This is a genomic window from Pseudomonas sp. DTU12.3, from assembly GCF_004124275.1.
GTDB lineage: Bacteria > Pseudomonadota > Gammaproteobacteria > Pseudomonadales > Pseudomonadaceae > Aquipseudomonas > Aquipseudomonas helmanticensis.
This window is the reverse complement of record NZ_CP027218.1, coordinates 1,851,841-1,869,972: the sequence shown is the minus strand read 5'-3', so window position 1 is coordinate 1,869,972 and position 18,132 is coordinate 1,851,841. Positions and strand designations below refer to the sequence as shown.

At 59.8% G+C, this 18,132-nt stretch carries 20 protein-coding genes and 1 pseudogene; 10 read left to right on the top strand and 11 right to left on the bottom strand.

All coding sequences use genetic code 11. From position 1 onward, the window contains the following. The first annotated feature begins 27 nt into the window (after positions 1 to 27). Entirely contained in the window at positions 28 to 1,104 is a 1,077-nt protein-coding gene (locus C2E19_RS08615) for a DUF748 domain-containing protein (RefSeq protein WP_129390552.1), read from the top strand. 7 nt (positions 1,105 to 1,111) lie between these two features. On the opposite strand, the pseudogene C2E19_RS08610 reads toward C2E19_RS08615, so the two are convergent. Beyond that, positions 1,112 to 1,369: pseudogene (locus C2E19_RS08610) on the bottom strand (DUF2442 domain-containing protein); the annotation flags it as partial. Positions 1,370 to 1,648: 279 nt separating this feature from the next. Here C2E19_RS08610 and C2E19_RS08605 point away from each other — a divergent pair. Together C2E19_RS08605 and C2E19_RS08600 are read left to right on the top strand one after the other, a co-directional pair. Further along, the gene (locus C2E19_RS08605; protein ID WP_038358424.1) at positions 1,649 to 2,494 is read left to right on the top strand and encodes a MoxR family ATPase; all 846 of its coding nucleotides are present in this window, start codon (positions 1,649 to 1,651) and stop codon (positions 2,492 to 2,494) included. A 12-nt stretch (positions 2,495 to 2,506) separates the two neighbouring features. Further along, positions 2,507 to 3,685 (top strand): VWA domain-containing protein, encoded by a 1,179-nt coding sequence (locus tag C2E19_RS08600; RefSeq protein ID WP_008085921.1) that lies wholly within the window; start codon positions 2,507 to 2,509, stop codon positions 3,683 to 3,685. Positions 3,686 to 3,776: 91 nt separating this feature from the next. Here C2E19_RS08600 and C2E19_RS08595 read toward each other — a convergent pair whose 3' ends face one another. The 4 genes from C2E19_RS08595 to C2E19_RS08580 all read right to left on the bottom strand — a co-directional run bounded on the left by C2E19_RS08595 (position 3,777) and on the right by C2E19_RS08580 (position 7,498). Next, positions 3,777 to 4,700 (bottom strand): biotin-dependent carboxyltransferase family protein, encoded by a 924-nt coding sequence (locus tag C2E19_RS08595; protein WP_129390546.1) that lies wholly within the window; start codon positions 4,698 to 4,700, stop codon positions 3,777 to 3,779. Next, positions 4,697 to 5,401 (bottom strand): 5-oxoprolinase subunit PxpB, encoded by a 705-nt coding sequence (gene pxpB / locus C2E19_RS08590; RefSeq protein ID WP_129390543.1) that lies wholly within the window; start codon positions 5,399 to 5,401, stop codon positions 4,697 to 4,699. Before pxpB ends, C2E19_RS08595 begins: the two co-directional genes overlap by 4 nt. After that, complete coding sequence (locus C2E19_RS08585) at positions 5,398 to 6,150, bottom strand: 5-oxoprolinase subunit PxpA (protein ID WP_129390540.1); 753 nt, start codon at positions 6,148 to 6,150, stop codon at positions 5,398 to 5,400. The genes pxpB and C2E19_RS08585 overlap by 4 nt, the downstream gene beginning before the upstream one ends. Before the next feature lie 61 nt (positions 6,151 to 6,211). Further along, a complete protein-coding gene (locus C2E19_RS08580; protein WP_129390537.1) occupies positions 6,212 to 7,498 on the bottom strand; it encodes an MFS transporter in 1,287 nt (428 codons plus the stop codon). A 159-nt stretch (positions 7,499 to 7,657) separates the two neighbouring features. On the opposite strand from C2E19_RS08580, the gene C2E19_RS08575 reads away from it, so the two are divergent. After that, positions 7,658 to 8,572 (top strand): LysR family transcriptional regulator, encoded by a 915-nt coding sequence (locus tag C2E19_RS08575; protein WP_129390534.1) that lies wholly within the window; start codon positions 7,658 to 7,660, stop codon positions 8,570 to 8,572. 85 nt (positions 8,573 to 8,657) lie between these two features. Here the strand turns inward: C2E19_RS08575 and C2E19_RS08570 are convergent, their stop codons facing one another. From C2E19_RS08570 to C2E19_RS08560, 3 genes are read right to left on the bottom strand one after another with little or no spacing between them, the layout of a single operon-like run. After that, positions 8,658 to 9,200: a DUF2937 family protein gene (locus tag C2E19_RS08570; RefSeq protein ID WP_129390531.1), complete on the bottom strand. Its 543-nt coding sequence runs from the start codon at positions 9,198 to 9,200 to the stop codon at positions 8,658 to 8,660. A gap of 12 nt (positions 9,201 to 9,212) precedes the next feature. Beyond that, on the bottom strand, positions 9,213 to 9,989 hold the full coding sequence (locus tag C2E19_RS08565) for a class II glutamine amidotransferase (RefSeq protein WP_053118116.1): 777 nt from the start codon (positions 9,987 to 9,989) through the stop codon (positions 9,213 to 9,215). Positions 9,990 to 10,004: 15 nt separating this feature from the next. Next, the gene (locus tag C2E19_RS08560; protein WP_129390528.1) at positions 10,005 to 10,502 is read right to left on the bottom strand and encodes an MFS transporter; all 498 of its coding nucleotides are present in this window, start codon (positions 10,500 to 10,502) and stop codon (positions 10,005 to 10,007) included. Positions 10,503 to 10,727: 225 nt separating this feature from the next. Between C2E19_RS08560 and C2E19_RS08555 the strand changes: the two genes are divergently transcribed. Both C2E19_RS08555 and C2E19_RS08550 read left to right on the top strand, forming a co-directional pair. Then, entirely contained in the window at positions 10,728 to 12,782 is a 2,055-nt protein-coding gene (locus tag C2E19_RS08555; protein WP_129390525.1) for a S9 family peptidase, read from the top strand. Positions 12,783 to 12,977: 195 nt separating this feature from the next. Continuing rightward, entirely contained in the window at positions 12,978 to 13,451 is a 474-nt protein-coding gene (locus C2E19_RS08550; protein WP_129390523.1) for a cyclic nucleotide-binding domain-containing protein, read from the top strand. Here the strand turns inward: C2E19_RS08550 and C2E19_RS08545 are convergent. Beyond that, on the bottom strand, positions 13,448 to 13,732 hold the full coding sequence (locus tag C2E19_RS08545) for a hypothetical protein (RefSeq protein WP_129390520.1): 285 nt from the start codon (positions 13,730 to 13,732) through the stop codon (positions 13,448 to 13,450). The two genes, C2E19_RS08550 and C2E19_RS08545, sit on opposite strands and share 4 nt — an antisense overlap. A gap of 80 nt (positions 13,733 to 13,812) precedes the next feature. Between C2E19_RS08545 and C2E19_RS08540 the strand changes: the two genes are divergently transcribed. The 4 genes from C2E19_RS08540 to C2E19_RS08525 all read left to right on the top strand — a co-directional run bounded on the left by C2E19_RS08540 (position 13,813) and on the right by C2E19_RS08525 (position 16,041). Continuing rightward, entirely contained in the window at positions 13,813 to 14,499 is a 687-nt protein-coding gene (locus tag C2E19_RS08540; protein ID WP_129390517.1) for a spermidine synthase, read from the top strand. A gap of 48 nt (positions 14,500 to 14,547) precedes the next feature. After that, entirely contained in the window at positions 14,548 to 14,919 is a 372-nt protein-coding gene (locus C2E19_RS08535; protein WP_007911336.1) for a YajD family HNH nuclease, read from the top strand. Between the two features lie 192 nt (positions 14,920 to 15,111). After that, positions 15,112 to 15,582: an RNA methyltransferase gene (locus C2E19_RS08530; RefSeq protein ID WP_007911337.1), complete on the top strand. Its 471-nt coding sequence runs from the start codon at positions 15,112 to 15,114 to the stop codon at positions 15,580 to 15,582. An 81-nt stretch (positions 15,583 to 15,663) separates the two neighbouring features. Continuing rightward, the gene (locus C2E19_RS08525; protein WP_129390514.1) at positions 15,664 to 16,041 is read left to right on the top strand and encodes a DUF2892 domain-containing protein; all 378 of its coding nucleotides are present in this window, start codon (positions 15,664 to 15,666) and stop codon (positions 16,039 to 16,041) included. A gap of 104 nt (positions 16,042 to 16,145) precedes the next feature. Here the strand turns inward: C2E19_RS08525 and C2E19_RS08520 are convergent, their stop codons facing one another. Together C2E19_RS08520 and C2E19_RS08515 are read right to left on the bottom strand one after the other, a co-directional pair. Then, positions 16,146 to 17,375, bottom strand: coding sequence for a hypothetical protein (locus C2E19_RS08520; protein ID WP_129390511.1), 1,230 nt, complete (start codon positions 17,373 to 17,375; stop codon positions 16,146 to 16,148). Between the two features lie 78 nt (positions 17,376 to 17,453). Next, complete coding sequence (locus C2E19_RS08515) at positions 17,454 to 17,903, bottom strand: YcgN family cysteine cluster protein (RefSeq protein ID WP_129390508.1); 450 nt, start codon at positions 17,901 to 17,903, stop codon at positions 17,454 to 17,456. Between the last annotated feature and the right edge of the window lie 229 nt (positions 17,904 to 18,132).

Sequence of the window (18,132 nt, the reverse complement as noted above, 5' to 3'; positions counted from 1 at the left end):
GCTTTACATCGTTCGGGAATTACCGCCATGAAGCGTCGCTACAGTTGGCCGTTGTGGGCTCTCGCAGGAATCGTCGTGCTACTGATCGCGCTGCACATCGCCCTGCCCTACGTGGTGCGCGATTACCTCAACGACAAACTGGCCAACATGGGCGACTACCGTGGGCAGATCACCGATGTGGATCTGGCTTTATGGCGCGGGGCTTACAAGATCAACGGGCTGAAGATCGTCAAAGTCGACGGCAAGGTGCCGGTACCGTTCGTCAATGCACCGCTGATCGATCTGGCGGTGAGCTGGCATTCGCTGTGGTACGACCATGCGGTGGTGGCACAGGTGAAATTCTTCAATCCTGAGGTGAATTTCGTCGATGGCGGCGCCAACAAGCAAAACTCCCAGACCGGTAAAGGCACCGACTGGCGCGCGCAACTGGGCAAGTTACTGCCGATCACCCTCGACGAAGTGCAGATTCATGAGGGCAAGATCAGCTTCCGTAATTTCAACTCGAAACCGCCGGTCAACATGAACGCCACGAACGTCGAGGCCAGCATCTACAACCTGACTAACGTCGTCGATAAACAGGGCAAACGCGATGCCCGTTTCGAGGGTAAAGCTCTGCTGCTCGGCCACGCACCGCTGGAAACCACCGCCACGTTTGACCCGCTGAGCAATTTCGAAGACTTCGAGTTCCGCCTGCGCGCCAAAGACATCGAACTCAAAAGCATGAACGACTTCGCTTCAGCCTATGGCAAGTTCGACTTCAACGCCGGCCACGGTGATGTGGTGATCGAAGCCCAAGCCAAAAAAGCGCAAGTCAGCGGTTACATCAAGCCGCTACTGCGCGACGTTGAGGTGTTCAACTGGCAGCAAGACGTGGAAAACAAGAACAAGAGCATTTTCCGCTCGGTCTGGGAGGCGCTGGTGGGCGGCACCGAAACCGTGCTGAAGAACCAGGCAAAAAACCAGTTCGCCACCAAGGTCGAACTCAGCGGCAACGTCCATCAGCAAAATATCAGCGCGTTCGAAGCGTTTTTGCAGATATTGCGTAATGGCTTTGTTCAGGCATTCAATGCGCGGTATGAACGGCCGAAGCCGGATGCGGGTTAGGGTTCATTTCTGGAAAAGCATCCAGATATAGAGTATCGGCGCCAATCTGAATATCCGGGGCCGGCCATTCAACGGTCCAACCTTTATCGCCCAAGATGGCAGTCGCAAAGACTTGGGGATCAAGCAATGGCTGCAACTGCTTACCCGTTTGAATATCTCGACTCAAATCAAGTGTCAGCGCTCGACCATCAACAAAGTAGAGTGCAAGCCGGCTAGCAGAGAGTGCAGTAACTGCCGCCAAGCGTGGTCGCTTCATGGATAGCATCAATTCAGCACCTCCGGGCACATGGGGACTGCTTCGCAGCCCAGCGGGAGCAAGCTCCTCGTCACAAATTCAGTGGACATCCTAAAGGTTATCGCCAAATCAACGAGGCCTGAATACTGGCCAAGCGCCGAGACTGAGTCAACATGTGACGCCCCATTCAGAGACTGAATAAGCCGTCTGCGTTCACAGTCGACCGGCCTGCGCGTTATAGTCGGGCATCCGATTATTTCGCCCCCGCCCTGCCCGTTCAGGTCGGCGTTACCGTTCGAGGATTAGCAGATGAAGTTCGAAGGCACCCAGGCCTACGTCGCCACCGATGACCTGAAGCTGGCGGTCAACGCCGCCATCACCCTGGAGCGGCCGCTGCTGGTCAAGGGCGAACCGGGCACCGGCAAGACCATGCTCGCCGAGCAACTGGCCGAATCGTTCAATGCCAAACTGATCACCTGGCACATCAAGTCCACCACCAAGGCGCATCAGGGCCTCTACGAGTACGATGCGGTCAGCCGTCTGCGCGACTCGCAGCTGGGCACTGAAAAAGTCCACGACGTGCGTAACTACCTGAAGAAAGGCAAGCTCTGGGAGGCTTTCGAGTCCGAGGAGCGGGTCATTCTGCTGATCGACGAGATCGACAAGGCCGACATCGAGTTTCCCAACGACTTGCTGCAAGAACTCGACAAGATGGAGTTCTACGTTTACGAGATCGACGAGACCATCAAGGCCAAGAAACGCCCGATCATCATCATTACCTCCAACAACGAGAAAGAGCTGCCGGACGCTTTCCTGCGCCGCTGCTTCTTCCACTACATCGCCTTCCCGGATCGCCCGACCCTGCAGAAAATCGTCGACGTGCACTACCCGGACATCAAGAAGGATCTGGTCAGCGAAGCGCTGGACGTGTTCTTCGATGTGCGCAAGGTGCCGGGCCTGAAGAAGAAGCCGTCGACCTCGGAACTGGTCGACTGGCTGAAGCTGCTGATGGCCGACAATATCGGCGAAGCGGTGCTGCGCGAACGCGATCCGACCAAGGCTATTCCGCCACTGGCCGGTGCTCTGGTGAAGAACGAACAGGACGTGCAATTGCTTGAGCGCCTGGCGTTCATGAGCCGTCGCGGCACCCGCTAAGAGGCTGATGCCATGCTGCTCAACCTGTTCAATGAAATGCGTGCAGCCAAGGTGCCGGTGTCGGTGCGCGAGCTGCTCGACCTGATCAACGCGCTGAAACAGCGCGTAACCTTCGCCGACATGGACGAGTTCTACTACTTGTCGCGGGCGATTCTGGTGAAGGACGAACGCCATTTCGACAAGTTCGACCGCGCGTTCGGCGCCTACTTCAATGGCCTCGAAAAGCTCGACGATCACTTGCAGGCACTGATTCCCGAAGACTGGTTGCGCAAGGAATTCGAGCGCTCGCTGAGCGACGAGGAACGCGCGCAGATCCAGTCCCTCGGCGGTCTCGACAAACTGATCGAAGAGTTCAAGAAGCGTCTGGAAGAACAGAAGGAACGTCACGCCGGCGGCAACAAGTGGATAGGTACTGGCGGCACCAGCCCGTTCGGTTCTGGTGGTTTCAACCCGGAAGGCATTCGGGTTGGCGATGCCGGAAAACGTCAGGGCAAAGCGGTGAAAGTCTGGGATCAGCGCGAGTACAAGAACCTCGACGATTCGGTGGAACTGGGCACGCGCAACATCAAGGTAGCCCTGCGCCGCTTGCGCAAATTCGCTCGCCAGGGCGCGGCGGAAGAACTCGACATCGACGGCACCATCGACCACACCGCGCGCGACGCTGGCTTGCTGAATATCCAGATGCGCCCGGAGCGGCGCAATACGGTGAAGCTGTTGTTGCTGTTCGACATCGGCGGTTCGATGGACGCGCACGTGAAGATCTGCGAGGAGCTGTTCTCGGCTTGCAAGACCGAGTTCAAGCATCTGGAGTACTTCTACTTCCACAACTTCGTTTACGAATCGGTGTGGAAGAACAACATGCGCCGCACCTCCGAGCGCACTTCGACCCAGGATCTGCTGCACAAGTACGGTGCTGACTATAAGGTGATCTTCATCGGTGATGCCGCCATGGCGCCTTATGAAATCACCCAGGCCGGCGGCAGCGTCGAGCACTGGAACGAAGAACCGGGTTATGTGTGGATGCAGCGGTTTATGGAGAAGTACAAGAAACTCATCTGGATCAACCCGTATCCGAAAGATACCTGGGGGTATACCTCGTCGACCAATATCGTGCGGGACTTGATCGAGGATCAGATGTATCCATTGACGTTGCGTGGGCTTGAGGAAGGGATGCGGTTTTTGTCCAAATAATCTGTGTTGCCAGTGATGGCCCCTTCGCGAGCAGGCTCGCTCCCACATTGGAATGCGTTCCCCTGTGGGAGCGAGCCTGCTCGCGAAGCTTTTAGCAATTTTTGAAGCGCAGCAGATACTCGACATGCTCACGGTGCGCGACGTCCTGCACCACCGGCCGCAATCGCACCTGCGCCCCCGGCAGACACTGTGCCAACCGCGCCAACGCCAACGGCGTTAACGCGCCCAATCGCGGATAACCACCAATTGTCTGCCGGTCATTGAGTAACACAATCGGCTGGCCGTCCGGCGGCACTTGCACCGCGCCCAATGGAATCCCCTCGGAAATCATCGACTGGCCCTGATACTCCAACGCCTTGCCGAGCAAACGAATGCCCATGCGATCTGCGCGACTGTCCAGGGTCCAGGCGCTGTTGAATGCATCGAACAGACTCTGCCCGCTGAACTGACCGATCTGTGCGCCGAGCACCAGATCCAGCGGTGCAGTCGATTGCAAGTCCGGCCGTAGCGCCAGCGGCACTTCGCGAACCCACAGCGATTCCCCGTGATAACTCAACGCCGATCCCTTGGCCAACGACAAGCCCATGCCATCAAGCCCACCGAGCTCTTCGCGCACCACCGTGGCACTGCTGCCCAATACCTTCGGCGCCGCAAAACCACCGGGCGCCGCCAGATACGCCCGAGCGCCGAGCAGCGGCTGGGTAAATCGCAACGTCTGCCCTTTGCTCAACTTGAAACTGCGCCACGGCGCCAGCGGCTGACCATCAATCTGTGCGCCCAGATCAGCACCGGCCAGCGCCAGCAAACAATCCTCTTCAGCCAGCACGGTAAAACCGCCGAGGGTGATTTCGATCACTGCCACATCCAGTCCATTGCCCAGCAGCCAGTTGGCCCAGCTCATCGAGCACCAATCCGCCGCACCGCCCTGGGTCACGCCCAGATGCCGCACGCCAAATCGCCCGGCGTCCTGCAACAGGCACAGCGGCGTACTCGCCTCAATCGTCAGTCGGGTCATGCCTGCGCCTCCAATGGCGTGTCGTCGCCGCCCAGTCGGATGAATTCGGCGTGGCTCACCGCTTCGAAACGCACGGTGTCACCGGGTTGCATCAGGCTGTAGCCGTCACGATGGCGGTCGAACAGCTTCGCCGGCGTGCGACCGATCAGGTTCCAGCCACCGGGCGAGACCACGGGATAGGCAGCCGTTTGCCGCTCAGCAATTCCGACGCTGCCGGCGGCGACTTTCTTGCGCGGCGTGTTCAAACGTGGCGCGGCGAGAATTTCTTCGACCAACCCCATAAAGGCAAAACCCGGCGCAAAACCGAGGGCGAATACCTGATATTCGCGGCCACTGTGGCGCCGAATCACCTCCTCCACCGCCAGCCCGCTGCGCTCGGCAAGCAAGCTCAGCTCCGGCCCGACGCTCAAGTCATACCAGACCGGCAGCACGTGGCATTGCCCAGCGTTGCGCGCATTCGGCGACAGATCGATCAGCGCCTCAGCGATCAATTCACGCGCCTGGTTCGGGCTTAAAACCCTCAGATCGTAATGCACCATCAGCGTCGTATACGACGGCACCAGATCGATCAATTGCTCGCCGAATACCGCACGCAAACGCTCACTGGCGGCGAGCATCCACGGCATGTTGGCCTCAGCGATTTCGTCGAACAGGCGCAGCATCAGGCAATCCAGTGCCACCACTTCAATCCTTGGGTTCATTGCGCATCCTGCTGATTCAAGGCCTCGCGAATACGCTGCACGGCGACCACCGAACTGGCGTTGTCGCCGTGCACGCAGAGAGTGTTGGCGTGCAGGCGCAAGACGCTGCCGTCGTTGGCGGTGAGATTGTCGCCACGGGCGATGGTCAGCGCTTGTTCGATGATTTTTTCCGGCTCGTGATGCACCGCGCCGGGCAGTTGCCGCGAAACCAGTTTGCCAGCGCTGTCGTACGCGCGGTCAGCGAAGGCTTCGAACCACAGCGTTACGCCGTACTCATCGCCGATTTGTTGCGCGGCAGAATTGTCGCGAGTGGCCATCAACATCAGCGGCAGACTTCGATCGTAAGCCGCTACGGCCTGAATCACCGCACGCAGTTGCGCCAGGTTGGCCATCATGTCGTTGTACATCGCGCCGTGGGGTTTGACGTAACTGACTCGACCGCCCTGCGCCTTGCAAATACCGTCGAGGGCGCCGATCTGATAATGCAGGATGTCTTGCAGCTCTTGCGCCGAATACGTCATGGAGCGGCGGCCGAAGCCAACCAGATCCTGATAGGCCGGGTGCGCGCCGATCTGCACGCCGTGGCTCAGCGCCAGGCTGACGGTCTTGCGCATGATGCTCGGATCGCCGGCATGGAAGCCGCAGGCGACGTTGGCGCAATCGATGAAGGGCATGACCTCGGCATCCAGACCCATGGTCCAGCTGCCGAAACTCTCGCCAATGTCGCAATTCAATAGCAGGCGGCTCACGGTGAACACTCCTGTAGGGCTTGTCTTTTTATCTGTAGGAATTCGTTTCGCAGGTTATCAGTTACTGCGCATCGAGTTGCTTGCCACGGGTTTCCGGCAGACTCAAGGCCGCGATAATCACCACGCCGTAAGACACCGCCGCGAAGGCACCAATGCCGACGCTCAACGGCACTTTCTGGCTGAGCAGGCCGATCAGCAGCGGAAACAATGCCGCCAGCGCCCGACCGATGTTGTAGCAAAAGCCCTGCCCCGAACCGCGAATGCGCGTGGGGAACAGTTCCGTCAGAAAGGCGCCCATGCCGCTGAAAATCCCCGAAGCAAAGAAGCCCAGCGGGAAGCCCAGCCAGAGCATCACGCCGTTGCTGACCGGCAATTGCGTGTAGAGCAGAACGATGGTGAACGAGCCGACCGCGAACAGGATGAAGTTCTTTTTCCGGCCGAGCAGATCGGTCAGATAGGCGCTGATCACATAGCCGACGTAAGAACCGACGATCACCATCGCCAGATACCCGCCGGTGCCGAGTACGCTCAAGCCGCGCTCATTCTTCAGGAAGGTCGGCAGCCACGAAGTGATGGCGTAATAGCCGCCCAGCGCGCCGGTGGTCAGCAGCGAAGCGCGGAACGTGGTGAAGAGCATGCCCGGCGCAAAGATCTCGTAGAACTTCGACTGAGTCTCTGGCGTTTGCCGGGCTTTGGCCTCGCGATAGATCTCCGGGTCCTTGACCAGTCGACGCACGAAAATCACGAAAATTGCCGGCACGATGCCGAGAATGAACAGCGCGCGCCAGGCGTCTTCCGGTGGCAACACCGAGAACAGCAGCGCGTACAGAATCGCCGTCAGCCCCCAGCCCAGCGCCCAACCGGATTGCACCATGCCCACCGCTTTGCCGCGATCCTGGGCGCGGATCACCTCGCCGATCAGCACCGCGCCGGCCGTCCATTCGCCGCCGAAACCGAAGCCCATCAAGGTGCGGGCGATCAGTAATTGTTCGTAGTTCTGCGCGAAGCCACAGAGGAAGGTGAAGAAGGCGAACCACAGCACGGTCAGTTGCAGGGTGCGCACGCGGCCGATGCGATCGGAAAGAATCCCGGCGACCCAACCGCCAATCGCCGAAGCAATCAAGGTGCTGGTGTGAATCAACCCGGCTTCGCCGGTGGTGATGCCCCACATCGCAATCAGCGTCGGCACGACGAAGCTGAGCATCTGCGTATCCATGCCATCCAGCCCGTAGCCGATCTTGCAGCTCCAGAACGTGCGGCGCTCCTGCTGGTTGATGTTGCGATACCAGTCGAACAGCCCGGGACGCGCCGTTGCCGTGGATGCTTTTAGGGTGTCGGGAGCACTCATGGCTTATCTCCGCAGGTTTTTTATTGGTCTTGTTCGTAGCCCCGACGACGCCTATCGTGGGAACCGCATGCGCCGATTTTTCGTCGCAGCACCCTCTCGCGTCCAACGAATAAAAACCCGCCTTAGGCATAAGAAAAATTTGTCAGCCGAGCCTTGCCCATGAACCTGAAGTTTCTCGAGACCTTTGTCTGGGTCGCCCGCCTGAAGAGTTTTCGCCTCACCGCCGACAAGCTGTTCACTACCCAGGCGTCGATTTCCAGCCGCATTGCGGTGCTGGAAGGCGAACTGGGGGTGAAGCTGTTTCTGCGCGATTCACGCGGTGTCAGCCTGACGCCGGAAGGTTTGAAGGTGCTGGAATATGCCGAGCAGATGCTCGACACCATGTCGGCGCTGAGGCAGTCGATCGAAACCCGCTCAAGCAAGGTCGGCCGGGTGCGCATCGGTGTAATGGACACAGTGATCCACACCTGGCTGAGCCCGCTGGTGGCGCAGATGACCGATCTGTATCCACGGGTGGAAATCGAGCTGGTGGCGGATACCTCTCTGAATCTCTGCGATCAGCTGCAAAAAGGGTTTCTCGACCTGATCCTGCAAACCGATCTGGTGCGTCATGAAAGTGTGCGCAGCCTGGAGCTGGCCAGCCATCCGCTGGGCTGGATTGTCGCCAGCAATTCGATCTACAACCGCGACTACGCCGACCTCGCTGAGCTGGCGCAGGAGCGGATCATCACTTACTCGAAAAACTCCCGGCCGCATCAGGATCTTCTGGCGTTGATGCAGGCGAACGGCGTGCTGGCACCGCGCTTGAATTGCGTGAATTCAGTGTCGGCGATCACTCGGTTGTTACGCGATGGTTTTGGCATTGGCGTGCTGCCGCCGGTGCTGGTAGCGGAGGAATTGGCGCGGGGGGAACTGACCTTACTGGCCATTGATCAGCGGCCGCCGGACTTGCAGGTGGTGGTGTCGTGGCGGGTGGGGGTTGAGTGGGTCGAGGAGATTGTGACGTTGTGTCAGCAGGTGCTGGCGGGGTATGCGCAGAAGGTCGGTGATGGGTATGTGGTTTTGAACCCCTGAATAGCAAAAGATCGCAGCCTGCGGCAGCTCCTACATTGATCTCTGTAGGAGCTGCCGCAGGCTGCGATCTTTTGATCTTGAGCTGTTACAACCCACGCACGTCGCGGTCTTCGATCGGGCGGCTCTGGCGCAAGCGGCGGCCACCGAGCACCACCCAGTCGATCAGGCGGAACAGGCATTCAATCCCGAACGACAGCAGCAAAGCGCCGCTCATGCCCCAGATCATCGCTTCCGGGGTCAGCAGAATCTGATAGCTGTAACCGTTCCAGGTTTCCTTGCGAATATCCGGATCCGCCGCCAGCACCACTTGCAAGAAGCGGATGTACCACGGCCCTTGCATCGCCTGGAACTGTTTATCCAGCGCAGTTTGCCGATTGAGCAATGTGCTCAGGCTGTCGGCATCGCTGCGAAACACCGGGTCTTCGCTGGCGCGGTAATGCGCGACCAGCGCCTGGATATCGCCCTTGAAAAACTGCTCGGCAGTGCCCTGGAAGCCGCGCAGGCCGGTTTGCGCTTCGATCAGGTGCGCCTCGACGCGTTTCGCGTAATCGTTGATGAACCCCGGCACCTGGACACCGATCAACAGGCCCGCCGCAAACAACACCAGCCGTAGGTAACTGAGCAACATGGGGTGCAATCCTTATTCGGTCTTGCCTTGGCTTACGCATTCGCCGCGTCGCCACAGGCTCCATTGGCCCGGTTCGTAGCGGGTCCAGGTTTCGTTTTCGGTCAAAGGCTCGGTGGCGATCACCGTCACCACGTCGTTGGGCGTGGTTTCGGCCTGAAAATCGACAATCACGTCGACATCCTTCAGGCGCGCCGGGCCGAACGGTGCGCGCCGGGTGATCTGTGCGAGTTTGGTCGAGCAATAGCAGAACAGCCAGTCGCCGTCGCTGAGCAGGCAGTTGAACACGCCTTTGCTGCGGTATTCGGCGCACGCGGCCACCAGATCCGGCAGCAGCTCTTCTATATCGACCGGCTCCGGAAAAGCTGCACGCACGCGGTTAAGCAAATCGCAGAACGCCGCTTCACTGTCGGTATCGCCGACCGGGCGGTAGAAACTCTTGATCGGGGTGAAATCGGCGAGCTGGCCGTTGTGCGCAAAACACCAGTTGCGCCCCCACAGTTCGCGGACGAACGGGTGGGTATTGGACAGGCAGACCTTGCCGACGTTGGCTTGGCGGATGTGGCCGATGACCACTTCGCTCTTGATCGGATAACGCTGCACCAGGTTGGCCACTTCCGACTCGCTGCTCGCCGCCGGGTCCTGAAACAGACGCAAGCCACGGCCTTCATAGAAGGCGATGCCCCAGCCGTCACGGTGCGGGCCGGTGCGGCCGCCGCGCTGCATCAGGCCGGTGAAGCTGAACACGATATCGGTCGGCACGTTGGCACTCATGCCCAGTAATTCACACATGTGCGGACTCTCGGCTTACAGGCGCGGCTCGACCCGCATGCGCTGCGGGTTATTCGGCAAAGGTGGGCGGCCGTAACGGTCATCCCCGGCACCGCCGAACGGTTGATCGTCGTCGCGGTCATCGGCGCGGGCCGCAGCCTTGGCGGCTTCAGCCTGTTCGCGGCGCGCTTTGGAGGCCCGTTCGATCGGGAAACGGATCAGCACGAAGATCAGGTAAAGACCGAAAGCGATCATGCTGTACATGAACAGATCGGAAATCGCCCGCCAGGCGTTGTTGCCGACCTTGAAGGCCAGATCCAGCGCGGTGATGGCGATGGACGGTGCAACCTTGGCTTTCACCGGGTCAATGATGGTCGGGCTGAACAGCAACACCGCCATCAGCACGCGCAACGGTTCGCGCAGCCAGCGCCACATCCAGGTAGTCAGGCGCATCCATACCAACAGGCAGCCCACAGCGGCAAAGGCGTAGAGGCCCCAGGCGATCAGATAGTCGTTCTCGGTCATGGTGTCCATGGCAAGGCAGGCAAAGAGGCGCTTATAGTAACGACTTTTCGCCCGCCAGGCTTGTCCCAATAGACACACGACCTGTGGGAGCGGGCTTGCTCGCGAATACGGACTGTCGGTTAAAACATTATTGTCTGACCCACCGCTTTCGCGAGCAGGCTCGCTCCCACAGGGGTCTGCGACGGTTTCAAAAGCTGCGAAAACCCTATTCCGTAATTTGTCCGAGAGCCATTCATGCCTGAATCCGCCAACGTCATCAGTGCCCCGATTGCCCACAAGGCTGCCGGTGCCGACCCATATGCCTGGCTGCAGGAACGCGACACCGACGCGGTGCTCGATTACCTCAAGGCCGAAAACGCCTACCAGGAAGCGCAAACCGCCGATCAGGCCGAGTTGCGCGAAACCCTGTTCGAAGAGATCAAGGGGCGGATTCTGGAGACCGACCTGTCGCTGCCTTCGCCGTGGGGCCCGTACCTGTATTACACGCGCACCACGGCGGGCGACGAATACGCTCGGCACTATCGCTGCCCGCGTCCGGCGGACGACAGCCTGAGCCTCGACGAAAGCCGCGAACAATTGCTGCTCGATCCAAATGAACTGGCCAACGGCGGATTCTTCTCACTGGGCGCGTTCAGCATCAGCCCCGACCACCAGCGCCTGGCCTACAGCGTCGACGCCTCGGGCGATGAGATCTACACGCTGTTCGTCAAGGAACTGGCCAACGACAAGGTCAGTGAACTGGAATTCGAAGACTGCGACGGCAGCATGACCTGGGCCAACGACAGCCTGACGCTGTTTTTCGGCGTACTCGACGATACCCATCGCCCGCACAAACTGTTCCGCTATCGCCTCGATGGCACGGCTGCCGAAGAGGTGTTCCACGAGGCGGACGGGCGTTTCTTCCTGCATTGCTACCGTTCCAGCTCCGAACAGCAACTGCTGCTGTCGCTGGGCAGCAAGACCACCAGTGAAGTCTGGGTGCTCGATGCCAATCAGCCGCACCTGCCGTTCACTTGCCTGGCGCCACGGGTCGAAGATCATGAATACGATGTCGATCACGGTCTGCTCGATGGCGTCTGGACGTGGTTTATCCGCACCAACCGTGACGGCATCAACTACGCCCTGTATCAGGCCCCGGACACCGGCACGGCGCCGACTGAAGCCGACTGGCAGAACCTGATCGCGCACAGCGACACGGTGATGCTCGACGGCGTCAGTCTCAACACCGAAGCCATGACCCTGAGCCTGCGCGAAGGTGGTCTGCCGATCATCGAGGTTCACCCGCAGGGTCTGGCGCCGTATCGCGTGCAACTGCCGGATGCGGCCTACAGCCTGTATGTGCAAAACAGCCTGGAGTTCGAGAGCGACCGCATTCGTCTGCGCTACGAGGCGTTGAATCGTCCGGCGCAAGTGCGCCAGTTGATCTTGGCGAGCGGCGAACAAACTGTTTTGAAAGAAACTCCGGTGCTCGGCCCGTTCGACGCCGACGCTTACGTCAGCCAGCGACTGTGGGCGACGGCGCCGGACGGCACACAAGTGCCGATCAGTCTGGTGATGAAGCGCGAAATGCTCGGCAAAGCAGTGCCGCTGTATCTGTACGGTTACGGCGCTTACGGCTCGAGTCTCGATCCGTGGTTCTCCCACGCCCGCCTGAGCCTTTTGGATCGCGGCATGGCCTTCGCCATCGCCCATGTGCGCGGCGGCGGAGAACTGGGTGAAGCCTGGTATCGCGCCGGCAAACAGGAACACAAGCACAACACCTTCAGCGACTTCATTGCCTGTGCCGAGTTTCTGATCCTCAACGGCATTACCACCGCCGAGAAACTGGCGATCAGCGGTGGCAGCGCCGGCGGTTTGCTGATCGGTGCAGTGCTTAACCAGCGCCCGGACCTGTTCGGCGTGGCGATCGCCGAAGTGCCGTTTGTCGATGTGCTCAACACCATGCTCGACCCAGATCTGCCACTGACCGTCACCGAATATGACGAGTGGGGCAATCCCGAGGAGCCGGACGTCTACGAGCGGATCAAGGCTTACGCGCCGTACGAAAACGTCAGTGCGCAGCATTATCCGGCGACGCTGGTGATTGCCGGCTACAACGACAGCCGCGTGCAGTATTGGGAAGCGGCGAAGTGGGTGGCGAAATTGCGCGCGACCAAGACTGATGACAACGTGCTGCTGCTCAAGACTGAACTGGGCGCCGGGCATGGCGGGATGAGCGGGCGTTATCAGGGATTACGTGACGTAGCGCTCGAATACGCATTTGTTTTCAAGGTTTTGGGCCTGGCTTGAGGAACTCCGTCGGTCACTTGGGTCTTAATTGCAGACCCAAGAGTCCGATACCCACAGATCCCATGTAGGAGCTGCCGAAGGCTGCGATCTTTTGATCTTGATTTTTTGCAAGGCCAGATCAAAAGATCGCAGCCTTCGGCAGCTCCTACAGGGGACGGTGTAGAGCCTGATACAACAGAAAAAGACCGTGACGACATGTCAGAACCGACCTTCCTGAACAACGAAATCCGCGACTGGCTGATGGACTGCGGCCTGTTCGATCAATTGCAACTGGCCGACTTTGCGGCCGCTTCCGGCTACTTCAGCATCAGCACCGTGGCTGAAGGCGAAGCGATTTTCCGTGAGGGCGATGCCGGCAGTTTCATGTGCATCCTCCACACCGGCCAGGTCGCCGTGCAGAAAACCGGTGCCGATGGCCAGGTCATCACCATGGCCACGTTGCGCAGTGGCCGGGCGTTCGGCGAAATGGCCGTGCTCGACGGTGAACGTCGATCGGCCACTTGCGTCGCAGCGACGAACTGCCAGCTATTGAATCTGGGCAAGGACTCGTTGGAAAAAATGCTCAACGACGCACCGAAAATCGCCGCGAAAATCATCCGCGCCCTCGCCGTCTCGCTGTCGAAACGCCTGCGCATGGCCGACGGCCAACTGGCGGCGCAACAGGTTTAACCGCCGGGGGATTTCGTCTTGGTGCCGTTGGGTTCAATGCCCGGCACCGGTTGATCCTTGCTCGGCGGGCTGGGCATTTCGATCGGCACCAATGGCGGGCTGCCGCTGCCCGCGCCGGACTTGGGAATATTGATCGGCGTGATCTGCGGATACGGCGTCGGTGTCGCGGTACCGGGCGAGCCGGGTTGCGGCGCCGGGCTGAGCGGAATCGTCTGCTGCGCCTGCACTGCAGTAATCGAGAGCACGGCCAGGGCAATGACCGTTAGAATGGTGCGCTTCATCAAGGGCTCCGTTTGGCCTCTAGTCTGCGCTCAGGCTACTCCCAACGGGCCTGCTTGCCTTCCCCCTTGTAGAGATTTCCATGAAACGTTTCGTTCTGCTCGACACCACCCCGATCCCTGAAAGCGGCGGTGCCCTGTGCCTGTTCGAATATGGCGAGGATTTTGTCATCAAGATCCAGGGCGGCGACGGCGGGCAATTGATGAACACGCGCATGCACGGTTCCGAAGATGCGCTGGCCGAGATTCCATGCCGCAAGGTCGCCGGTCGGCCGGCTTCGCGGGTCTTGATCGGCGGTCTGGGCATGGGTTTCACCCTCGCTTCGGCGCTCAAGCATCTGGGCAAGACCGCTGAAGTGGTGGTCGCCGAACTGGTGCCCGGTGTAGTCGAGTGGAACCGTGGCCCACTCGGCGAAAAGTCCGGCCGGCCGCTGCTCGATCCACGTACGGTGATTCGTCAGGAAGACGTCGCCAAGGTGCTGCAAAGCGAGCCGAATGGCTTCGATGCAATCATGCTCGACGTCGACAACGGCCCCGAAGGCCTGACCCAGAAGGCGAACAGCTGGCTGTATTCCGCCGCCGGCCTGAATGCTTGCGCCAAGGCTTTGCGCCCGAAAGGCGTGCTCGCCGTGTGGTCGGCCAGCGCCGATCGGCTGTTTTCCGACAAATTGAAGAAGGCCGGTTTCAAGGCCGAAGAAGTCCAGGTCTTCGCCCACGGCAACAAGGGCACGCGCCACACGATCTGGATTGCCGAGAAGCTCAAGGGCTGAGCTAAACTCTGCACATAACCGTCATTAGTCTTTTACAAAGGTGAACCCATGAGTTCGTCCACCCCAACCAATACGTCGAAGTTGGATCGCATCCTCGCCGACAACCAGCGTGACAAGGAAATGGGCTACCGCGACAAAGCCCTGAAGATGTACCCGCATGTCTGTGGCCGCTGCACCCGCGAGTTTTCCGGCAAGCGCCTGAGCGAACTGACCGTGCACCACCGCGACCACAATCACGACAACAACCCGCAGGACGGCTCGAACTGGGAATTGTTGTGCCTGTATTGCCACGACAACGAGCACTCGCGCTATACCGATCAGCAGTACTTCAGCGAGGGCTCGCTGAGCACGCCGAAGATTGCCAAGGCAACGCATAACCCGTTTGCCGCCCTCGCCGGGCTGATGAAGAAAGAAGACTGATGATCTTCAGTGCCTGAACTGGCCCCTTCGCGAGCAGGCTCGCTCCCACATTGGATCTGTGGCGTACACAAAACCAATGTGGGAGCGGGCTTGCTCGCGAAGGCGGCCGGTGAGACACCGCAGATCTCGAATCTGCCCGCCCTCCCCCAATCCCCGTATAATCGCGCTCTTTTTCCCGAAGGCACCCCGCTCGTGGCAGACAAACGGTACAGCTGCATTGGTTTGTATAACCCCAAATCACCGGAGAACGTCGGTTCGGTGATGCGCGCCGCAGGCTGCTACGGCGTGGCATCGGTGTTCTACACCGGCAAGCGTTATGAACGCGCCGCCGACTTCGTCACCGACACCAAGCGCGTGCACTACGACATTCCGCTGATCGGCATCGACGATCTGAAAAAGATCCTCCCGCTCAACTGCGTACCGGTCGCCGTGGAACTGGTCGAGGGCGCCCGCCCGCTGCCGGAATACACCCACCCGGATCGCGCCCTGTACATTTTCGGTCCGGAAGACGGCTCGCTGGATAAAGAGATCCGCGACTGGTGCGAAGACGTCGTGTACATCCCGACCACCGGCTGCATGAACCTCGCTGCCACGGTCAACGTCGTGCTCTACGACCGCATGGCCAAGGGCCTGAACACCCGCTCCGGGCCAAAATTCCGCTGAAGCGTCGCACATCCGATGGAACAAGCTGACCGCCCGCGCAGTCAGCTTGTTTATCCATTACTCATTGCCTGGAGAAAGATCATGACCGAGCTCAAACGCGTCGAGCGTATCGAATCCACCCCGTTCCAGAGCCATTCCGAGCAGAACGTCGAGGGCTGGGAGCGCATCGGCTCTCTGGCCGGTGGCGTGATCATGGTCGGCAAGGGCCTGCGCCGTGGCGGTGTGTTCGGTTTGATTCAGGTGGCGATTGGCGGCGTGGCCATGGCACGCGGGATTACCGGGCACAGTTCGGTGAAGAGCCTGTTTGAGAAAAGTCGTCAGGACATGAACAACGTGCGGGCGAAGATCGAGCGGGCCGGGGAAGAGTTGAGCAAGCTGAAGGCGAATGCCGAGGCGGCGACCAAAACCGCGACGGTGACCGGCAATGATTCGGTGAAATCACCAAAAACCGGGGTTTGATCCGGCATCTTCGCTGAGTCGACAGGCCCCTTCGCGAGCAGGCTCGCTCCCACAGTTTGAAATGCATTCCCCCTGTGGGAGTGAGCCTGCTCGCGATGGCGGTATTACTGAAGTAACGCGGTATCAAGGACCTTGGAGGATTCGCCAAGCACGCTCTCGGCCAGTTGCACAAACGCCTTGGTGCTCACCGTCCCAAGATGCATCGCCCCACGCAACACATCATCCAGCGAACGCTTGTTACGCGTTTTCAAACGAATCTCGCGATCCAGTTCCTGCAACAACACCACTGCTTTTGCCAACTGAGCCGGGCTGATCTGTTGGCCGCGCAAGGTTGTGACCTTCTGGCTGTCCCTGAGCAATTTCGCCTGCAAGCCCTGATAGCGCTCATCACTCATGCCACCCGCGCGGCGCACCAGTTCGATCGCGTAATACTCGGCAAAGCCTTCGCTGATCCAGTCGCTGCGTTGCTCGTCGTTGATCCTCCCGAAGACCTGCGCCAACTCGCGCATCAGCGCACTGCTGCCGCTTTCGCTGACCAGCGGCAAGCGCGTATTCAGGTAAATCGATTCATGCGCGCCCAGACTGCCGCGCCACATCGGATCATTGGCGCCGACGAGCAACAGTTTGCTCGGATGGCGTGGATAGACGGCTTGCACCTGCGGCCAGACGAACGTCAGCAACGTCAGCACATCCATGCGCCGCATGCCCTGCCCTTGCGGCGAGGCCACAGTGACCTCGGTTTCGCCCAGACGGGTGCGCCGCGTACCGAGGTGGCCGGCAAGCATCCAGCCGGTCGGGCGGTCGAACAGGCGTGCGGGATTGTCGATGCGGAATTTGTTCTTGCCGATGCGTGGCCACGCGGTTTCGACGCTTTTCCAGCCGTCGGGCAATTCGAATTGCAGACGCGAGACCAGCTCAACGCCATCCTGCTGATCGAGCTTGGCCTGCGGCACCAATTCATCGCCGCGCATCAACGCCCAAGTCGGCGTCATGCGCGTGTCGAAGCTGCCATTCTTGCGGCCGTGACTGATACGCACGCGGTAGGTCAGGCTGGCCTTGTCACTGGACGGGCGCCAGACACCGCGAGTTTGCTTGCCCGGGTTGAGCAGCCACTGGCCGTCAGCCTTGAAGTCGCTGTAATGGCTGCCATCGCCCAGGTCAAAGTCGAGGCTGCGCACCGCTTCGCCCTTGGCGAGGGTCAGGCGCACTTCGGCCTGATCGCTCTGTGGCAACAGGCGCACGTGATAATCCAGATCGACTTTCTTCGCCGCCCACACGGGCGCGCTCAGCGCCAGAAGTACGACGAGCAGCGCCTGAGGCAATCCCACAGCCATACACACTCCTTGTGGCTAGCGAGCCTGCTCGCAGATCCGAATGATCGAGAGCAAGCTCCCTCGCTACAGATTGTTCAGTTAACCCGCGCGGAAAATCAGGTGATCTTCCCAGTCATCCTCCGGCACGCTGCCCTCGGCGAGCATGCGCCCGGATTGCGAAATCCGCTGGTGATGCACCGCATCGCGATCACCGCTGACCAGATGGTGCCACGACGGCAAATCCTTGCCTTCGCTGACCAGTCGATACCCGCAGGTCGGCGGCAGCCATTTGAATTCTTCAGCCTGGCCCGGGGTGAGCTGAATGCAGTCCGGGACAAACTTGATGCGATTCGGGTAATCGCTGCACTGACAGGTTTTCAGATCCAGCAGTTTGCAGGCGATGCGCGTGTAATAGACGCTGTTGTCTTCTTCATCCTCGAGTTTTTGCAGGCAGCACAGTCCACAACCGTCGCACAGCGATTCCCATTCCTCCAGATCGAGTTGATCGAGGGTTTTGCGTTTCCAGAACGGTTCGACTTTGGCGACCATGGCTCAAGCATCAACATCAGGTGGTGAAAAGGCCGCCAGTCTAGTGCCCAAGGCCTTGCGGGCCAAGCGCTGGCGACTGCCGGTTGTGCAGGACTTGTCAGTTTTTGTGGCGGCGCGTAGCTTTGCCAGTCGCAAGGAGCCTTGCCCGCAAGCCATTAACGCCCGACCGCGTTGCATTGCGGTGAACTGTCAGGCTCGGAAAACTCCCATTGTTCAGCGCAACTGATCC